At 72.5% G+C, this 17,391-nt stretch carries 16 protein-coding genes; 8 read left to right on the top strand and 8 right to left on the bottom strand.

The window, feature by feature from the left end; genetic code table 11:
• Positions 1-6 precede the first annotated feature (6 nt).
• From ABZ915_RS07550 to ABZ915_RS07530, 5 genes are all read right to left on the bottom strand, one after another.
• Positions 7-816, bottom strand: a complete 810-nt coding sequence (locus tag ABZ915_RS07550) for a glycosyltransferase (protein WP_361797351.1) — start codon at positions 814-816, stop codon at positions 7-9.
• 64 nt (positions 817-880) lie between these two features.
• The gene (locus ABZ915_RS07545; protein ID WP_361797348.1) at positions 881-2,224 is read right to left on the bottom strand and encodes a histidine-type phosphatase; all 1,344 of its coding nucleotides are present in this window, start codon (positions 2,222-2,224) and stop codon (positions 881-883) included.
• Between the two features lie 37 nt (positions 2,225-2,261).
• On the bottom strand, positions 2,262-3,113 hold the full coding sequence (locus ABZ915_RS07540) for an isoprenyl transferase (RefSeq protein ID WP_361797345.1): 852 nt from the start codon (positions 3,111-3,113) through the stop codon (positions 2,262-2,264).
• Between the two features lie 30 nt (positions 3,114-3,143).
• A complete protein-coding gene (recO, locus tag ABZ915_RS07535; protein WP_361797342.1) occupies positions 3,144-3,890 on the bottom strand; it encodes a DNA repair protein RecO in 747 nt (248 codons plus the stop codon).
• A gap of 67 nt (positions 3,891-3,957) precedes the next feature.
• Entirely contained in the window at positions 3,958-5,109 is a 1,152-nt protein-coding gene (locus ABZ915_RS07530; protein WP_361797339.1) for an abortive phage infection protein, read from the bottom strand.
• Positions 5,110-5,201: 92 nt separating this feature from the next.
• Here ABZ915_RS07530 and ABZ915_RS07525 point away from each other — a divergent pair, with 92 nt between their 5' ends.
• The 8 genes from ABZ915_RS07525 to ABZ915_RS07490 all read left to right on the top strand — a co-directional run bounded on the left by ABZ915_RS07525 (position 5,202) and on the right by ABZ915_RS07490 (position 14,362).
• Positions 5,202-6,035, top strand: coding sequence for a class I SAM-dependent methyltransferase (locus ABZ915_RS07525; RefSeq protein ID WP_361797336.1), 834 nt, complete (start codon positions 5,202-5,204; stop codon positions 6,033-6,035).
• Between the two features lie 103 nt (positions 6,036-6,138).
• Complete coding sequence (locus tag ABZ915_RS07520) at positions 6,139-6,741, top strand: SigE family RNA polymerase sigma factor (protein ID WP_361797334.1); 603 nt, start codon at positions 6,139-6,141, stop codon at positions 6,739-6,741.
• Positions 6,738-7,697 carry a hypothetical protein gene (locus ABZ915_RS07515; RefSeq protein ID WP_361797331.1) on the top strand — a complete coding sequence of 320 codons (960 nt, stop codon included), beginning with the start codon at positions 6,738-6,740 and terminating at the stop codon, positions 7,695-7,697. The genes ABZ915_RS07520 and ABZ915_RS07515 overlap by 4 nt, the downstream gene beginning before the upstream one ends.
• A 142-nt stretch (positions 7,698-7,839) precedes the next feature.
• Positions 7,840-9,477 (top strand): ABC transporter substrate-binding protein, encoded by a 1,638-nt coding sequence (locus tag ABZ915_RS07510; RefSeq protein ID WP_361797328.1) that lies wholly within the window; start codon positions 7,840-7,842, stop codon positions 9,475-9,477.
• Between the two features lie 4 nt (positions 9,478-9,481).
• On the top strand, positions 9,482-10,438 hold the full coding sequence (locus ABZ915_RS07505; protein WP_361797325.1) for an ABC transporter permease: 957 nt from the start codon (positions 9,482-9,484) through the stop codon (positions 10,436-10,438).
• The gene (locus tag ABZ915_RS07500; protein WP_361797322.1) at positions 10,438-12,414 is read left to right on the top strand and encodes a dipeptide/oligopeptide/nickel ABC transporter permease/ATP-binding protein; all 1,977 of its coding nucleotides are present in this window, start codon (positions 10,438-10,440) and stop codon (positions 12,412-12,414) included. Before ABZ915_RS07505 ends, ABZ915_RS07500 begins: the two co-directional genes overlap by 1 nt.
• The gene (locus ABZ915_RS07495; RefSeq protein WP_361797319.1) at positions 12,411-13,430 is read left to right on the top strand and encodes an ABC transporter ATP-binding protein; all 1,020 of its coding nucleotides are present in this window, start codon (positions 12,411-12,413) and stop codon (positions 13,428-13,430) included. The genes ABZ915_RS07500 and ABZ915_RS07495 overlap by 4 nt, the downstream gene beginning before the upstream one ends.
• Positions 13,427-14,362: a dihydrodipicolinate synthase family protein gene (locus ABZ915_RS07490; protein ID WP_361797316.1), complete on the top strand. Its 936-nt coding sequence runs from the start codon at positions 13,427-13,429 to the stop codon at positions 14,360-14,362. The genes ABZ915_RS07495 and ABZ915_RS07490 overlap by 4 nt, the downstream gene beginning before the upstream one ends.
• Positions 14,363-14,374: 12 nt before the next feature.
• Here the strand turns inward: ABZ915_RS07490 and ABZ915_RS07485 are convergent, their stop codons facing one another.
• The 3 genes from ABZ915_RS07485 to ABZ915_RS07475 are packed head-to-tail and all read right to left on the bottom strand — an operon-like array spanning position 14,375 to position 17,369.
• Positions 14,375-15,553 (bottom strand): sialidase family protein, encoded by a 1,179-nt coding sequence (locus ABZ915_RS07485; protein ID WP_361797313.1) that lies wholly within the window; start codon positions 15,551-15,553, stop codon positions 14,375-14,377.
• On the bottom strand, positions 15,550-16,215 hold the full coding sequence (locus ABZ915_RS07480; protein ID WP_361797310.1) for a response regulator transcription factor: 666 nt from the start codon (positions 16,213-16,215) through the stop codon (positions 15,550-15,552). Before ABZ915_RS07480 ends, ABZ915_RS07485 begins: the two co-directional genes overlap by 4 nt.
• Complete coding sequence (locus ABZ915_RS07475; protein ID WP_361797307.1) at positions 16,212-17,369, bottom strand: histidine kinase; 1,158 nt, start codon at positions 17,367-17,369, stop codon at positions 16,212-16,214. Before ABZ915_RS07475 ends, ABZ915_RS07480 begins: the two co-directional genes overlap by 4 nt.
• Positions 17,370-17,391 lie beyond the last annotated feature (22 nt).

Below are 17,391 nucleotides of genomic sequence, written 5' to 3'. Positions count from 1 at the left end.
CCGCCCTCAGACCCCGGACCGGCTGGGCATCGGCCTGCGGACGGTGCTGAACAGCCGGGCCAGCACGGCCGAGCGGCCCTGGTCCGCCGTGTTCGGGGCGATGGCGGCCACCCCCGCCCGGAGCCACTCGTCCCACTCCGGCCGGTCGGCCGGGTCCAGGCGCCCGTGGGCCTCGGCCAGGTCCAGGATCCTGGTGCCTATCTCGGTCGCCATCGAGCCCCCGTGGAAGCGGTAGCGGCTGCCGACGACACCGAGGTGACACACGTCCACCTGCCCGCCGGACAGGGCGACGGAGATGTTGAGGAAGGTCTCGACACCGAAGTCCGCCGGCAGCGGGGCGGCACGCAGAAGGCGGGTGCGGACGGCGCGGTAGCCCGTGAGGGCGTTCGCCCCGTGGAAGCCGACCTCCGGGAAGAACCGGCCGGTGAGCGGCTCGTAGATGGTGAACGTGGACGCCAGGATGGTGCCCGGGTGGTCGTACTCGTAGTCACCGACCACATGGTCCGCCGTGCCGCCGGCCGCGGCCTCGCGGAGCAGCGCGGCGACGTTGCGTTCCGACGTGACGAGGTCGGCGTCGAGGAAGCACGTCCACTCGCTGTCCACCGCCGACACGGCCAGTTGCATGGCCGCGCCCTTGCCGAGCGGGCCGCTGAGCACCTCCGCACCGGCCTCGCGGGCCCGCCGGGCCGTGTCGTCGGTCGAGCCGCTGTCCACGACCAGCACCCGGTCGCCGGGCCGCGCGGCCGCCAGGGCCTGGCCGACGATCGTGGCCACCGTGGCCTCTTCGTTGTGCGCGGGAATCACGAAAGCGAACAAGCGGAACCAACCCCCGTTGAGATCGAGCAGTCGCTCATGATCTTAAATCGCACACGTGCGCGGCCTATTCCCGCCCGAAGCAGCGCTCCAGTTCGTCCAGTTCGTAGAACTCGCTGCCCTTGGCGACCGGACGGCACCCGGCCTTGAAGGCGGTCGCCTTCTCGTTGTAGAGCATCCGGACCAGGTACCGGTCGCCCTTGCGGAACACGTCCCACTGGATGTTGACGCCCAGCGGGGCGACGTCCGCGCCCCGCCAGGGGTTGTCGGCGTAGGCGTACGGCTGTCCGGGCGTCGCGGGCCGGGTGCTCCCGGACAGACCCATCAGCGCGGCCAGCGGAATGATCTCCTCGGCGTGGGTGAAGCGGAGTTCGGCGCCGAGGTCGCTGGTGCCGTCCCGCTTGGCCTCGACCTGCTTGAAGAAGTCGTCGAGGACGACGCCGGCCATCTTGTAGGTGATGTCGCTGTCCGAGAAGCCGGGACCCTTCTCGTAGAAGTCCTCGGCGTCGCCCAGGTATCCGAACCAGGCGGCGTCGGAGCGCGAGATGTACCGCTCCATGCCCCAGCCCGCCCCGTCCGGGCTCTCCTCGCTCATGGCCGGGGCGATGGCGTAGAGGTTGTGGACGGCCTCGGCGGCGGACACCGCGTCGGCGTCGGCGATCCGCTCGACGAAGGCGTCCTTGAAGATCTTCCGCAGGACACCGCGGGCGGCCCGGTACGTCCTGGGCTGGTCGGTGATGCCCTTCAGCGTGCTCGCCAGGCGCTGGTCGTTCGCGATGTAGTCGCGGTACGCCGCCCCGCCCGCCGCCTTGTGGAAGTACAGCAGGTCCTTGTCCGTGCGGGTCGGGCCGATCAGCGGCCGCAGCGCCGGGTCGGCGTCGGCGAGGGCACCCACGTACTCGCCGGCGCTGTCGACGGCCCGCCCCTGCCCGGAGCTGACGACGTCGATCTTCTCGCCGTCGGCGGCGATCTTCGCGAACAGGGAAGGAAGCCGGCCGGCCATGCGCGTGGCCGTGTCCCGCATCTCCGCCCGGCCGCGCCCGCTGAGGTTGCCATACCCCACCTCGGCCATGGCGTCGAGCAGCGCTCGCACGGCCGGTCCGAACTCCTCGCCCTTGCGGGTGAGTTGGCCCTCCGCCGCGGCCCTGTCCCAGAGGGCGAGGATCAGGTCGCCGTCCTCGCTGTCGGTGGCGGAGCGTGAGCCGTGCCGGGAGACGTTCTCCGTGAAGACGGGGGTGAACCCGGCCGGCGGCCGCTGATAGGTGCGCGGGCTCTGCTGCGGGGAGTACGGCGCCTTGGTGCCGTAACTCTCGTGGCTGTCGTGGTGCGCGGGCTGCTGGCCGGCGGCCTGCGCGGGCAGGGCGGCGACCAGCAGGCCGCACAGGGCGAGGGCGGGGGCGACACGCTTCATGGCCGGATCGTCGGCGATCTCCGTGAACCCCCGGTGGCTACGAGGTGGCCGGGCGTCCCCGCATGTCCCGCTCCATTTCCAGCAGTTGCTCGTTGGGCACGGCCCCGCCGAACCGCCGGTCGCGGGAGGCGAACTCGAGGCACGCGCGCCACAGGTCACGGCGGTCGAAGTCCGGCCACAGCACGTCCTGGAAGACCATCTCGGCGTACGCGCTCTGCCAGAGCAGGTAGTTGGAGGTGCGCTGCTCGCCGCTGGGCCGCAGGAAGAGGTCCACGTCCGGCATGTCCGGGTAGTAGAGGTACTTCTGGACGGTCTTCTCGGTGACCTTGTCCGGGTCGAGACGGCCCGCCCGCACGTCCTCCGCCAGCGCCTTCGCCGCGTCCGCGAGCTCGGCCCGGCCGCCGTAGTTCATGCAGAAGTACAGCGTGAGCCGGTCGTTGCCCTTGGTCTGCTCCTGGGCGACCTGGAGCTCCTTGGCGACCGACTTCCACAGCTTGGGCATCCGCCCCACCCAGCGCACCCGGATGCCGAGTTCGTCGAGCTGGTCGCGGGTCTTGCGGATGAAGTCGCGGTTGAAGTTCATCAGGAAGCGGACCTCGTCGGGCGAGCGCTTCCAGTTCTCGGTGGAGAAGGCGTACAGGGAGATGCTCCCGACGCCGACCTCGATGGCGCCCTGGAGCACGTCCAGTACGCGCTCGGCCCCGACCTTGTGCCCTTCCGTCCTCGGCAGCCCGCGCTCCTTGGCCCAGCGGCCGTTGCCGTCCATGACGATCGCCACATGGTTCGGGACGAGCTCACCGGGGAGCTTGGGCGCACGGGCGCCGGACGGGTGCGGCTCCGGCGTCCTGTACTCGCGGCGCTGGCGCCCCAGGATTCCGCGTACCACCATGTGCTTCTCGTCTCCCTCGGTGTTGCCGGTCTACTTCTCTACGTACCTGAGCGAGCGCAGCCCGCGCTCCAGGTGCCAGTGCAGGTAGGCGGACACCAGTCCGCTGCCCTCCCGGACGTACCGCGGCTCGCACGCGTCCGCGGTCTCCCAGTCTCCCGTAAGCAGCGCGCCGAGCAGTTCGAGGGTCGCCGGCGACGGTACGACGCTGCCGGGCACCCGGCAGTCCACGCACAGGGAACCGCCCGAGGCCACCGAGAAGAACCGGTTCGGACCGGGCATCCCGCACTTCGCGCAGCCGCTGAAGCTCGGGGCGTACCCGTTGACGGCGAGCGAGCGCAGCAGGAAGGCGTCGAGCACGAGGTGTGGTGCGTGCTCGCCGCGGGCCAGCGTCCGCAGGGCGCCGACGAGCAGCAGATACTGCTGCACGGCCGGCTCGCCCTCGTGGTCGGTGAACCGCTCGGCGGTCTCCAGCATGGCCGTCCCGGCGGTGTAGCGGGCGTAGTCGCTGACGATGCCGCCACCGTACGGCGCGATGGTCTCGCTCTGCGTGCACAACGGCAGCCCGCGCCCGATCAGCTCGCTCCCCCGCGCGAAGAACTGCACGTCCACGTGCGAGAAGGGCTCGAGCCGCGCCCCGAACTTCGACTTGGTCCGCCGCACCCCCCGGGCCACCGCCCGCACCCGCCCATGCCCTCGCGTGAGCAACGTGATGATCCGGTCCGCTTCACCGAGCTTCTGGGTGCGCAGCACGATGCCGTCGTCGCGGAACAGACTCATGGGTCCATTGTCCCCTACGGCGCCCGTGGCCCGGACCGGATCGTGGAGGCGGATCACCCGCCGTGGCTCACGCCCCCGCGCACCGGCGGCCGTGTGCGTACCGGTGGGCCAGTGCGTGGAAGGCCTGCTTCGGCTCCCGGTGCCAGGGGGAACGGGGGTCGCCGGGGCGGTCCTGGATGGGCTTGGTGATGGCGTAGCTCGCGAGGTCGAGGTCGTGGCGGGGGTCACCGGGGCGGTGCGGGGCGTCCGGGGTGACGAACTCGAAGGCCATCGCCGCGTACAGTCCCATCGCCTCGAAGACGTCCACCAGGTCGACGAGGTAGGCGGCCTGGGTGCGTTCGCTGCGCACCGGGTGCCCCTTGATCTCCTCGGGCCGCTTGTCGTGGTCGACGATGTCCCAGGCCATGCCGCCCGCCTCGGGCGCGCCGACGTACGCGCACGTGCCGAACTCGGTGACGGCCAGCGGCTTGCCCCGGCGCATATGGCGGCGCAGCTCCCGGACGTGGTCGGCGCGGCGCGGGAAGTACCCGTAGTAGTCGATGCCGACGATGTCGAAGAGCCGCCAGTCGACCCGGTCGTCCTCCGCGGCGGCGTAGCTGAGACCGCCGCGGAAGACGGAGCGGCCGACCGCCGCGGCCTTCGCGGTGAAGCGGTCGAGCAGCCGCTGCGCCCGCACCGGGTCGAAGGTGCCGTCGAGGAGGTGCCTGACGCGTTCCAGGGCGTTGTCGCCCGGCACGATACCCGGCACGAACAGGATGAACTCGCACCCGACGCTGAGATCGACGCTCGCCCCCTGCCGGCGCAGCCGCTCCGCGAACCGGCCGCACTCGGCGAGGTGCTCCAGGATCTCCCGCTCGGGGACGTCCCCGAGGGTCGGCTGGAGCCAGACGTGCAGTCCGCGTTCGGCGGCCTCGGCGGCGGTGGCCGTGAGACGTTCGACGCCGTCGCCGGTGACGTCGACGGTGTCGGCGTGCAGGTCGTCGCGGATGGCCCGGATGTCCTCGCGCATCCGGGCGGCGCTCCACGCGGTGGCCGGGGTCTCGCCCTCCCCGACGGTGTAGACGACGCCCCGGTGGCGGAGCCCGCGCCGGTGCTCCGCGGTCGCCGCCGGTCCGGTCGCCGCGGCGGGGCGCGCGGGCAGCAGCGCCGCTCCGGCCCCGGCCGCCGCCGCACCGGCGAGGAAGCGTGCCCGGCTGATTGCTTCGGTCTTCTTCTCCATACGGTGACCGTGCCGGGCGTACCACCCGACGGGCCATCCACCGATGGTCTACGGCAGTGCGACGAAGGTACGAGTCGTTCGTTGAGCGGCACATGGACGAGCAGGCGGTACTGGTGGCCCTGTGGCGCGCTCTGCATCTGGAGGTGGACGCACCGCCGTACGTGTTCGTGGACGAGGTCGGGATCCGGCTCGCGGAGCCGGAACCGGGGTGGCGGAGCCGTCCGACGATGGACCCTCGGTTCACGGCCTCGGGCCGGGCAAGCATCGTGGCCCGGGCCCGGTTCGTGGAGGACCTGGTGGCGGAGCAGGCCGGCCGGGGCGTCACCCAGTACGTGGTGCTGGGCGCCGGGCTGGACACGTTCGCCCAGCGCAGGCCGCCGGGCGCCGAGCGGATCGACGTCTTCGAGGTGGACCTCCCGGCGCCCCAGGCGTGGAAGCGACGGCGCCTGCTCGACCTCGGCTACGGCGTCCCGGAGTGGCTGCACCTCGTGCCGGTGGACTTCGAGGCGGGCGAGGACTGGTGGGAGAACCTGTCGGCGGCCGGCTTCGACCGCGCGCGGCCGGCGGTCGTGGCGTCGACCGGCGTCAGCATCTACCTCACCCCGGAGGCGAACGCGGCGACGCTGCGCCGGGCCGCGGCTCTCGCCCCGGGTTCCTCGCTGGCCGTGTCGTTCATGCTGCCGACGGCGCTGGTCGGACCCGAGGAACGGGCGCTGGTGGAGTTGGCGGCCCGGGCGGGGGCGGCGGCCGGAACCCCCTTCCTCAGCTACTTCACCCCGCAGGCCCTCCTGTCCCTGGCCGAGGAGTCCGGCTTCCGCACCACCCGCCACATCTCGGCGCCGCACCTCACCGACCGCTACTTCGCAGGCCGCACGGACGGCTTCCGCCCCCTGGGAGCCGAGGAACTGGTGCTGGCGACCACATAGGGTCTGCGTCCGCGTTCTCCGCGACTCCGTCCGGACCAGGTCGCGCCGGCCGGGCAACCGAATGAGCCCGTTCGGTGGTCGTGGGGAGCGAGGAGGGTGCTTGATGCAGGCCGAACAAGAGGCCCAGTACGAGGAATTCGTCAGGGCGCGGTGGTCACGTCTGGTGCGCACGGCGTATCTGCTCACGGGTGACGCACACCATGCCGAGGATCTGACGCAGACCGCGCTGGCCAAGGCGTACCGGTCGTGGCGGCGCGTCTCGCGCAGCGACAACCCGGAGGCGTACGTCCGCCGGATGCTGGTCACGTGCAACAGCGACCGCTTCCGCAAGCGGCGCGTGACCGAGGCGCTGACCGCGGCGCCGCCGGAGACGACGCGGCGGGACGAGGCCGTCTCCCGGGTCGACGAGCGCGGTGCGCTGGTCGGCGCGCTGGCCCAACTGCCTCCGAGACAGCGGGCGGTGGTGGTCCTGCGCTACTGGGAGGACCTGTCCGAGGCGGAGGTGGCCGAGGCGCTCGGCTGCTCGCCGGGCACGGTCAAGAGCCAGGCGTCCAAGGCGCTGGCCAAACTGCGCAGACATCCGGGGCTCCTCCCGGCCGCGCAGGTCGAACAGGACGAGCGGGTCGAGCGGATCGAGCGGATCGAGCGGGTCAGCAGGGCGACGGCGCACAGCGGTACCGCGTGCGCACAGGGAGGCGAGAGGTGAGCGGGGAAACGCAACGGCAGGACGTCGAGGGGGAGTTCGAGGGGCGGCTGCGCGGGATGCTCAGCGAGACCGCGTACGCGATGGGGCCGCCGCCCGTGCCGTACGGGACGATCCGGCGGCGGGGCGTGGTGGAGCGGCGCCGGCGGGTGGCGGCGGTGGGGGCCGTGCTGGTGACCCTGGCCGCACTGCCGGCGGGTGCGTACGCGCTGGGCGACGGGCGGCACGGCAGGACCGGAACGGCGGCCCCGGCACCCTCCGCGAGCGTCCCGCGGGGCACCTCGGCGGCATCGAGCGGGTCGTCGAGCGGCTCGCCGAGCGCGTCGCCTTCGGGTCCCGGACGACCGGCCACGACAGGCCAGTTGATGGACGGGATCACGTTCGGGCAGGCGGTGAACGGACTGGAGAAATGCCTCGCCTACAACACGACGGGCAAACACCGCATGGGCTCCGTCGACCTGGGTGATGCCGCGGACTACCGGATCATCCTGGCCATGCACAGCACGGGCGACTCCAACGCGCCCGGAGACGGTGTCCACGTGGTCGCGGTGAAGAAGGACCCGGTGCCGAAGCCGGTCCGGCTGATCTGCACGATCGAGGACGGTGAGGCCCAGGGGCTCAACATCGCCATGGGCGACGATGCTCCGCCGGACGCCGGTGCGGTGTACCCGGACGCCAACAGCGGCGCGCTCTACCAGCAGTCGTTCATCGACAAGGGCCGCTGGAAGCTGCCGTTCCGCTGGGGGATCATCGGCACGGTGAAGCCGTCGGTGACCAAGCTGACCGTCTCCTACGGGGGCGGCAAGGGCGACACGGTCGTGGACCACGGCTGGTTCGTGGCGTACGGCACGCTGCACCAGCAGGTGACCAGGGCGCCGCACATCAAGGGCTACGACGCGGCGGGCAAGCTCGTGTACGACTCCGACCAGGACAAGTCGTACGCCAAGACGCTGCCGTAGCGGCACGGGAACCCGCCATTGGTCCGACCTCTGGCGGATACCGCCGTTCGTGTGCCATCCCTTGACCACCCCCACGGGCCCTCCTATGGTCACGCTGACCGATCGGACGTAGGACGTCGTATCTCCCCCCGCTGGAGGACCCGTGCGCGACGTGACCGACGACGTGCCGGCGCCGCACCGCCGGTCGTTCCTGAAGCACACCGGCGCGCTGGGCGCGGCCGCCGCTCTCACCTCGTCGTTACCGGCACTGACGTCCTGCTCCTCGGGCCCGGAGTCGACGAACGACACCGGCGGCGGGGGCGGCGGGGACCGCACGCTGACCGCGGTGATCGGCTACGGCAACGACGGCAGCTGGGATCCGACGCAGACGGCGTCGGCGTTCGCCATGGCCGCCAACAACCACATCTACGAGGGGCTCCTCGACACCGACCCGATCTCCCGCGAGCCGTACGCGGCGCTGGCCACCGAGGTGCCGGCGAACCCGAACGGCACCACCTGGAGGTTCACGCTGCGGGCGGGGGCCACCTTCCACGACGGGAAGCCGGTCACCGCCGACGACGTCGTCTTCGTCTTCGACCGGATCCTCGATCCGAAGACCCAGACCCTCGCCAAGGGCTTCTTCGCGAGCTGGCTGAAGGAGGTCCGGAAGGTCGACGCGCGAACCGTGGAGCTGGTGCTGAGGTTCCCCTTCCCGGACGGCGTCGCCCGGCTCACCCTGGCCAAGGTCATGCCGAAGCACGTGTTCTCCCGGCCCGGCGCCTGGGACGACGCGATCAAGGGCAAGGCGATCGGCTCGGGGCCGTACCGGCAGACCGCGCACCACCCGAAGTCCAACACCACCTTCGAGGCCTTCGACGGCTACAACGGGCCGCGCAGGGCCGCCTTCAAGAGGATGAACTGGCTGACGATCGTGGACGCGGCGCCGCGCGTGGCCAAGATCTCCGGGTCCGGCGCGGGCGCCCAGATCGCCGACAACATCCCGTACGCCAACATCGCCCGGCTGACGCAGGGCGGGCTCACGGTCGCGGGCGGCGCCGGGATGAACAACCTGTTCCTGATGTTCGACACGAAGCACAAGCCCTTCGACGACGTACGGGTGCGGCAGGCGCTGCACTACGCCATCGACACCGAGAAGATGGTGCGGGTGGCGCTGAAGGGGCACGGGAAGCCGTCCTCGTCCTTCCTCAACGAGGGCAACCCCGCCTACCGGCGGGCCAAGTCCGTCTACGACCACGACCCCGACAAGGCGAAGGCACTGCTGAAGGCCGCCGGGGTGACCGGGCTGAAGGTGGACATCCTGGCCGTCAACGTCAGCTGGATCGTCGACTGCCTGCCCACCATCAAGGCCTCCTGGGACGCGATCGGCGTCGAGACGACCCTCTCCCCGCAGGAGACCACGGCCGTCTTCACCAAGATGGACCAGAAGCAGGACTACCAGGTGGTCGCCGCCGCCTCGAACCCGAACCAGTTCGGCCTCGACGCCGACCTGATCATGCACTACAACTACGGCCCCGAGAACCTCTGGATGCGCTACACCCGATGGGTCGACGACCCCGTCGCCAAGCAGCTCTTCAAGGACATGGACCGGGCGACCCGGGAGCCGGACCCGGACCGGAAGAAGACGATGGTCCAGGACTACATCGACGTCGTCGCCGAGCAGGCCGTGCTCTACCCGGTCGTCCACAACGAGCTGATGACCGCCTGGGACCCGAAGAAGCTCACCGGGATAAGGCCCCAGCCGTACCCGGGCATCAACCTCCTCCAGGCCAAGTGGACCTGACGGCATGACGGCCGTCGTCCGGATCCTGCTCCGCCGCGTCGCCCTGCTCGTGCCGCTGATGCTCGGCATCGTGCTGTTCGTGTTCCTGGTGATGAGGTTCTCGGACGTCGACCCGGCGTCCGCGTTCTTCCAGGGCGCCAACCCGACACCCCGGCAGCTGCACGACTTCCGGGAGCGCAACGGCCTGCTCGACCCGCTGCCCGTGCGCTACGCCCACTTCGTCGGCGACCTGCTCCACGGCGACCTGGGCACCAGCGCGCTGACCCGGGCACCCGTCGTCGACCAGGTCACCACCGCGCTGCCGCTGACCCTCCAGCTGACCTTCCTCGGGCTCGGTATCGCGGTGGTGCTGGCGCTGGCCGGCGGGGTCACGGCCGCCGTCCACCGGGACCGGCTGCCGGACCAGGTGATCCGGGTCGTCTCCCTCGTCGGAGTCGCCGCGCCCGGTTTCTGGCTGGCGCTGCTGATGATCCAGTACCTGGCGGTGGACCGGGGCTGGTTCCCGACCGGCGGCTACATCAACCCGGCCGACTCCTTCACCGGCTGGCTGAGGACGATGGCCCTGCCCGCGTTCGCGCTGTCCCTGCCGGTGGCCGCCCAGCTGACCCGGATCGTGCGGACGTCGGTGGTGGAGGAACTGGACAAGGACTACGTACGCACGGCGATCGGCAGCGGGCTGCCGCCCCGGGTGGTCGTCGGCCGCAACGTGCTACGCAACGCCCTGGTCAATCCGCTCACCGTGCTCGGCCTGCGCGTCGGCTATCTGCTCGGCGGTGCCGTCGTCATCGAGACGATCTTCTCGCTGCCCGGCATGGGCAAGCTGATGATCGACGCCGTGCAGAACGGCGACCCGGCGGTGGTCCAGGGGGTCGTGCTGACCACGGCGACCGGGTTCGTCGTCGTCAACCTCGTCATCGACATCCTCTATCTGCTCGTCAACCCACGTCTGAGGGCGGCCTGATGCTCACCCGCGCCGAACTCACCGAGCGGCTCTCCCGGCCCGGCGCCCGGCTGCGCGGATGGCGCCGGCTGCCGCCGCCGTCGAGGGCCGCCGTCTGCTTCCTGGCGCTGGTCGTCCTGGTCGCCCTCCTCGCGCCGGTGCTCGCCCCGCACGATCCGCTCGACCAGCAGGACCCGGTCGACGGCACCGGACATCCGTCGGCGGCGCACTGGATGGGCCAGGACAGCCTCGGCCGGGACCTCCTCAGCCGGCTGATGTACGGGGCCCGCTGGTCGCTGGCGATCGGGCTCGGCGCGACCGCGCTCGCGCTGGTCGTCGGGGCGCTGCTCGGGGCGCTCGCGGCCACCTCCCGCAAGGCCGTGGACGAGACGCTGATGCGCTGCCTGGACGTCGTGATGGCGTTCCCGGGGATCGCGCTGGCGGCCGTGCTGGTCGCCGTCTTCGGCGGCGGGATCGGCGTACTGATCTGCGCGATCGCCTTCCTGTTCACGCCGCCGGTCGCGCGGGTGGTGCGGGCCAACGTGCTCGACCAGTACGGGGAGGACTACGTCACCGCGGAACGTGTGATCGGCGCCCGCACCCCGCACATCGTGCTGCGGCACGTGGCCGTCAACTGTGCCGCCCCGGTGCTGGTGTTCTGCACGGTCCAGGTCGCCGAGGCCATCGTCTTCGAGGCATCGCTGTCCTTCATCGGCGCGGGGGTGCGGCCCCCGGACCCGTCCTGGGGCAGTGTCATCGCCGACGGCAAGAACATGGTGCTGACCGGCGGCTGGTGGGCGACCGTCTTCCCCGGGCTGCTGATCCTGCTCACCGTGCTGTGCCTGAACATCCTCTCCGAGGGCGTCTCGGACGCCTGGGCGGCACCGGCGCCCCGGGAGGTGGCGGCGCCCGAGGACCACCTGGAGGCACCGGAACCCGGCACCGGCGAGGTGCTCCCGCTGCCCGGCCTCGCCGACGCGGCCCGGCGGCTGCGCGCGCGGGCCCGGCCCCGACCCGCGCCCGGCGGCCCGCCGGTGCTCGCGGTGGAGAACCTCGCCATCGGCTTCCCGGGCCGGCACCGGGGCGTGGACATCGTGGCCGGCGTCAGCTTCGAGGTGCGTCCGGGCGAGGTGCTGGGACTGGTCGGCGAGTCGGGCTGCGGCAAGTCGCTGACCGCGCTCACCGTCATGGGCCTCGAACCCGAGGGCGCCCGGGTACGCGGCCGGGTGCGCTTCCGTCAGCGGGACCTGCTCGCCGAACCGATGCGGGTACGGCGGCGGCTGCTCGGCCACGAGATGGCGATGGTCTACCAGGACGCCCTGTCCTCGCTGAACCCGGCGATGACCATCCGCGCCCAGCTGAAGCAACTCGTGCGCCGCGGTGGCCGCCGGAGCCCGGAGGAGCTGCTGTCGCTGGTCGGCCTCGACCCCGGCCGCACCCTGCGCAGCTACCCGCACGAGCTCTCCGGCGGTCAGCGCCAGCGCGTCCTGATCGCCATGGCCCTCTCCCGCGACCCCGCCCTGATCGTGGCCGACGAACCGACCACCGCCCTGGACGTCACCGTGCAGGCCCAGGTCATGGAACTGCTGCTGCGGCTGCGCGAGGAGCTGGGCTTCGCGCTGATCCTGGTCTCGCACGACCTGGCACTGGTCGCGGACGTCACCGACCGGGTGGTGGTGATGTACGGCGGGCAGATCGTGGAGACGGGCGTGACCGCCGACCTGGTTCAGGCACCGGCCCACCACTACACGCGCGGGCTGCTCGGCAGCGTGCTCTCGCTGGAGTCGGCCGAGGAACGGATGACGCAGATCAAGGGGGTCGTACCGGCCCCCGCCGACTTCCCGGCGGGCTGCCGCTTCGCCGGCCGCTGCCCGCTGGCCACCGAGGTCTGCCGTACGACGGCGCCCGGCCTACGAGGGGCGCCGACGCACACGGCCGCCTGCCACCACCCCGCGATCGATCTGACGACCGCAGAAGGCGAGGAGGCCCTCCGGTGACCGCTGTCGTGGAAGTCCGCGGCGCCCACGTCGTCCACAGGGCCCGCAGCGGCGGTCTGTTCGCCCGGGACCGGGTGTACGCCCTGACCGGCGCCGATCTCACCGTGGCGCCCGGCGAGACGGTCGGGGTGGTGGGCGAGTCGGGGTGCGGGAAGACGACGCTGGCGAAGGTGCTCGTGGGCATCCAGCGGCCGACCTCGGGGACGGTGTCGTACCGGGGCCGCGACCTGTGGTCGATGCCGCCCGCCGAACGCCGGTCGGCCGTCGGGGCGGGCACCGGCATGATCTTCCAGGACCCGTCGACGGCCCTGAACCGCCGGCTGACGGTACGCCGGGTCCTGCGCGACCCGCTGGACGTCCACGGGCGCGGGACGCGGGCCGAACGGGAGGACCGGGTACGGGAGCTGATGGCCCTGGTGGGCCTGCCCCGGGCGCTCGCCGACGTGCTGCCCGGACAGCTGTCCGGCGGGCAGCGGCAGCGGGTCGCCATCGCCCGCGCGCTCGCCCTGGACCCCGGCCTGGTGGTGGCGGACGAGCCGACCAGCGCCCTGGACGTCTCGGTCCGCGCGCAGATCCTCAACCTCCTGCTGGACCTGAAGGAACGCCTCGGGCTCGCCCTGGTCTTCGTCTCGCACGACATCCAGACGGTACGCCGGATGAGCGACCGCGTGATCACCATGTACCTGGGCCGGATCGTCGAGGAGACCCCCGCCGCCCGGGTCACCGACCGCTCCCGCCACCCGTACACCCGCGCCCTGTTCTCCGCGACCCCCGGCCTGCTGGACCCGATCGACCCGATCCCGCTGACCGGGCCGGTGCCGTCGGCGACCCGGCCGCCGAGCGGCTGCCCGTTCCGCACCCGCTGCTGGAAGGCGGACGAGGTGTGCGCGGCTCGGATGCCGGACTTCTCGGCCGCGTCGGACCCCGGGCACCGCTACCGCTGCCACCATCCTGTGGAAGAGGACCGTCCGACCCGCGACCTCGTACCCCAGAGCCGTCCCAGGGAGCCTTCATGACCTTGCCCGCCCCGCTCTCCGGTGTCGTACCGCCCGTCTGCACGCCCCTGACACCGGACGGCGAGGTGGACGTCCCCTCGCTCCTCAGGCTGGTCGACCACCTGGTCGCGGCCGGGGTGCACGGCCTGTTCGTCCTCGGTTCGACCTCCGAGGCGGCGTTCCTCACGGACCTCCAGCGCAGGCTGGTGGTGGAGGCCGTCGTGAGGCACGTCGGCGGCTCGCTCCCGGTGCTGGCCGGGGCGATCGACATGACCACGCCCCGGGTGCTGGACAACGTCCGCGAGGTCACCGCGGCGGGCGCCCAGGCGGTCGTCGTCACCGCCCCCTTCTACGCCCGGACCCATCCGGCGGAGATCGCCCGCCATTACCGGCGGGTCGCCGCCACCTGCCCGGTGCCGGTGTTCGCGTACGACATCCCGGTGGCCGTGCACACCAAGCTGCCCGCCGAGCTGGTGCTGGAGCTGGCCGCCGACGGCGTGCTGGCCGGGCTGAAGGACTCCAGCGGTGACCTGGGCGGCTTCCGGCAGGTCGTCACCGGCGTCCGCGGCGGCCGGGGCATCGGCGGCTTCAGCGTGCTCACCGGGTCCGAGCTCGTCGTCGACGCGGCCCTCGCCCTGGGCGCGGACGGGGCCGTGCCCGGCCTCGCCAACGTCGACCCGCACGGCTACGTCCGCCTCGACGAGCTGTGCCGGGCGGGCGACCGGGACGCGGCCCGCGCCGAACAGGAACGGCTGTGCGCCCTGTTCGGGATGGTGGGCGTGGGGGACCCCGCCCGGATGGGCGGGAACTCGTCGGCCATCGGCGCCTTCAAGGCGGCGCTGCACCTGCGGGGCGTGATCGACTGCCCGCTGACCGCCGAACCGCAGATCCCGCTGTCGGCGGAGGAGGTCGAACAGGTGGGCAAGTTCCTGGCGGCGGCGGGCCTGCTCTAGGAAGGATCTGCTCTAGGTGAGGTCCAGCCTGCGGAACTCGATCATCTCGTACGGCCCCGCCGTGCCCGTCTCGTACAGGATCCCGACGCTGTCGGGGCCGGTCTGCACGAGGTCGGAGTAGGCGGCCGGCTGATCGGACAGGGTCAGCGCCTTGCCGAAGGTCGCCCCGTCGTCCGTGCTGCGCCAGATCGCCATGGAGCGGCGGGCGGTGGGCAAGGACGGCGCCGAGAACAGCAGCGGGGCACCGGGCCCGCGCAGTTGGAGCACGCTGCCCTCGACCACCGGCACGTCGTCCAGGGTCGGCTGGACGCCGTAGGGCCGGTCCAGGGTCTCCCCGCCGTCACCGGAGTAGGTGTCGAGGCGGTTGCCGGGGCTGCTGCCGTTCTGGTCGCGGGAGCTGAAGTACAGACGTCCGTCGGGGAGTTGGGCGGCGGTGCTCTCGTTGGCGTTGTCCAGGCCGTCGTAGGAGTCGTCCACGAAGCCCAGCCGCCAGCCGCGCCCGCCGTCGTCGCTGTAGAGGGCGTGGGCGCCGTAGTACTTCGCCTCCTGGCCGGTGTCGGGGGAACCGGCGGGCGGGGCCGCCGAGTGGTTGGCGGGGACCACCAGCCGTCCCGCGTGCGGGCCGCGGGTGAGCGCCACCGCGTGCCCCGGTCCCGTCGCGTACCAGCGCCAGCCGGGCGGCTTCACCTCGCCCGTGATGTCCCGGGGGCGCGTGAAGTGCCGGCCGTCGTCCCGGCTGCGCTGCACGAACACCCGGCGGCCCTGCTCGGGGGTGACCTCGCCGCGCATGATCTGCGCCTCGGTCACGGCACCGCTGTTGTAGGAGGTGAGCAGCACGATCGCGCCGGTGCGCGGGTCCACCACCGGCGCCGGGTTGCCCCGGGTGTCCCCGTCCCCGGCGGCGACCACCCGCAGCGGGCCCCAGGTGCAGCCGCCGTCGGTGGAGCGGCGCAGGACGACGTCGATGTCACCGGTGTCGCCCGCACCGCTGTGCCGTCCTTCGGCGAAGGCCAGGAGGGTGCCCGCCCTCGTGGCGACCGTGGCCGGGATGCGGTACGTGTCGTAGCCGCCCTCGCCGGAGACGTACGGCACGGAGGACGCGCAGCCGGGTGTGGCGTGGGCGGCCTGGGTGCCGGTGAGCGGGGTGAGGAGCACGGCGGCGGCGAGGAGGGTGCGGCTCAGCGGGGTCACGTTCCCATGTTTCCCGGAGTCACCAGTCCCGACTCGTACGCCACGACGACCAGCTGGGCCCGGTCCCGCGCGCCCAGCTTGCCCATGATCCGGCTGACGTGGGTCTTCGCGGTGAGCGGGCTCAGCCCCAGCGACCCGGCGATCTCGGTGTTGTTCAGTCCGCGCGCGACCAGGGTGAGCACCTCCCGCTCCCGGTCGGAGAGACAGTCGGGGCCGCCCGTCGCCGGGGCGCTGGGGCTGCGCAGGAACCGTTCGATCAGCCGTGCCGTCGGCCCCGGCGAGAGCAGGGCGTCGCCCGCGACCACCGTGCGGATCGCGTCGAGGAGTTCGGCCGGGCGGGTGTCCTTCACCAGGAAGCCGGAGGCGCCGGCCCGCAGCGCCTCGACGATGTTCTCGCCGGTGTCGTAGGTGGTGAGGACGAGCACCTTCACCCCGGCCAGGTCCTCGTCGGCGGCGATCAACCGGGTGGCCTCGATGCCGTCGAGGTCGGGCATGCGGATGTCCATCATCACCAGGTCGGCCGGTTGGGTGCGGGCCAGCTCGACGGCCTCCCGGCCGGTGGCGGCCTGCCCGACCACCTCGATGTCCGGGGCCGACTCCACCAGCAGCGCGAAGGCGGCCCGCACGAGGGTCTGGTCGTCGGCGAGCAGCACGCGGATCATCGGGTCCCCTCCCCAGCGGTGGCGAACGGCAGTACCGCGGTGACCTCGAAGCCCCGCTCGGGCAGCGGCCCCGCGTCCAGTGTGCCGCCCACGCTACGCGCCCGCTCCCGCATGCCGACCAGCCCGAAGCCGGGCTCGCCCGCGCCCGCTCCCGTCCCGTCGTCGGTGACACGGACCCGGAGCGCGCGTCCCTCCTCGTACACCCGCACACGCACCGTCAGATCGTCCCGCCCGCCGTACCGCACCGCGTTCGTCAGGGCTTCCTGCACGATGCGGTAGGCGGCGGCGCCCACGGCGCCCGGGACGCCGTCGGCCCGGACGGACAACTCGACCTCGGCCCCCGCCGCGTGGGCGGTCCGCGCCAGGTCGGGCAGGCCGTGCAGGCCGGGCAGGGGGCCGCGGGTGTCCGGGGAGCCGTGGCCGTGGTCGCGGAGCACCTCCAGCGTCGTACGGAGTTCACCGCGGGCCGTACGGCAGGTGCCGGCGATGTCGTCGAGGGCCTTGGCGACCGCGGCCCGGTCGAGGCGGTCGGGGTCGGCGGCCAGGACATGGGCGGCCACCGAGGTCTGCACGCCGATCAGGGTGATGCTGTGGGCGAGCAGGTCGTGCAGGTCGCGGGCGATGCGCAGGCGCTCCTCGGCGACCCGGCGGCGGGCCTCCTCCTCGCGGGTGCGTTCGGCGCGTTCGGCGCGTTCGAGGGCGGCGGCCACGTTCTGGCGGTGGACGCGGAGGTAGCCGCCGAGCAGCAGGACGGAGACGATCCAGCCGGAGATGCGGAGGATCTCGACGATCTGGTGCGGGCTGACGACGGCGTTCAGCGTGACCGTGCCGCCGACGACGGTGACGCCCGTGAGCACGGTGCGGCGGGTGCTGCCGGTGACCGCGACGGTGTAGAGGGCGATCATGCCGGCCGGCACGGCGGCGCTGTGGTCGTAGTCGACGGCGTGGTACGGGGCGACGCAGAGCACCACGGCGACCAGGACCGCCACGGGCCGGCGGCGGCGCAGGACGAGCGGGACCTGGGCGGCCAGCAGGAGGGTCAAGCCGACGGCGTCCATCGGGCGGCTGCCGTCGTGCACGGTCAGCGCCAGGGCCACGGCGACTGCCGCGGACGCGGCGGCGACCCCGACGTCGGCCCCGAGACGGCTCCGCACGGCTCCCCCTCCCTTTCGTCCG

Origin of the sequence: Streptomyces sp. NPDC046915, assembly GCF_040644935.1 — a bacterium.
Lineage (GTDB): Bacteria > Actinomycetota > Actinomycetes > Streptomycetales > Streptomycetaceae > Streptomyces.
This window is presented reverse-complemented; position numbering and strand designations above follow the sequence as displayed.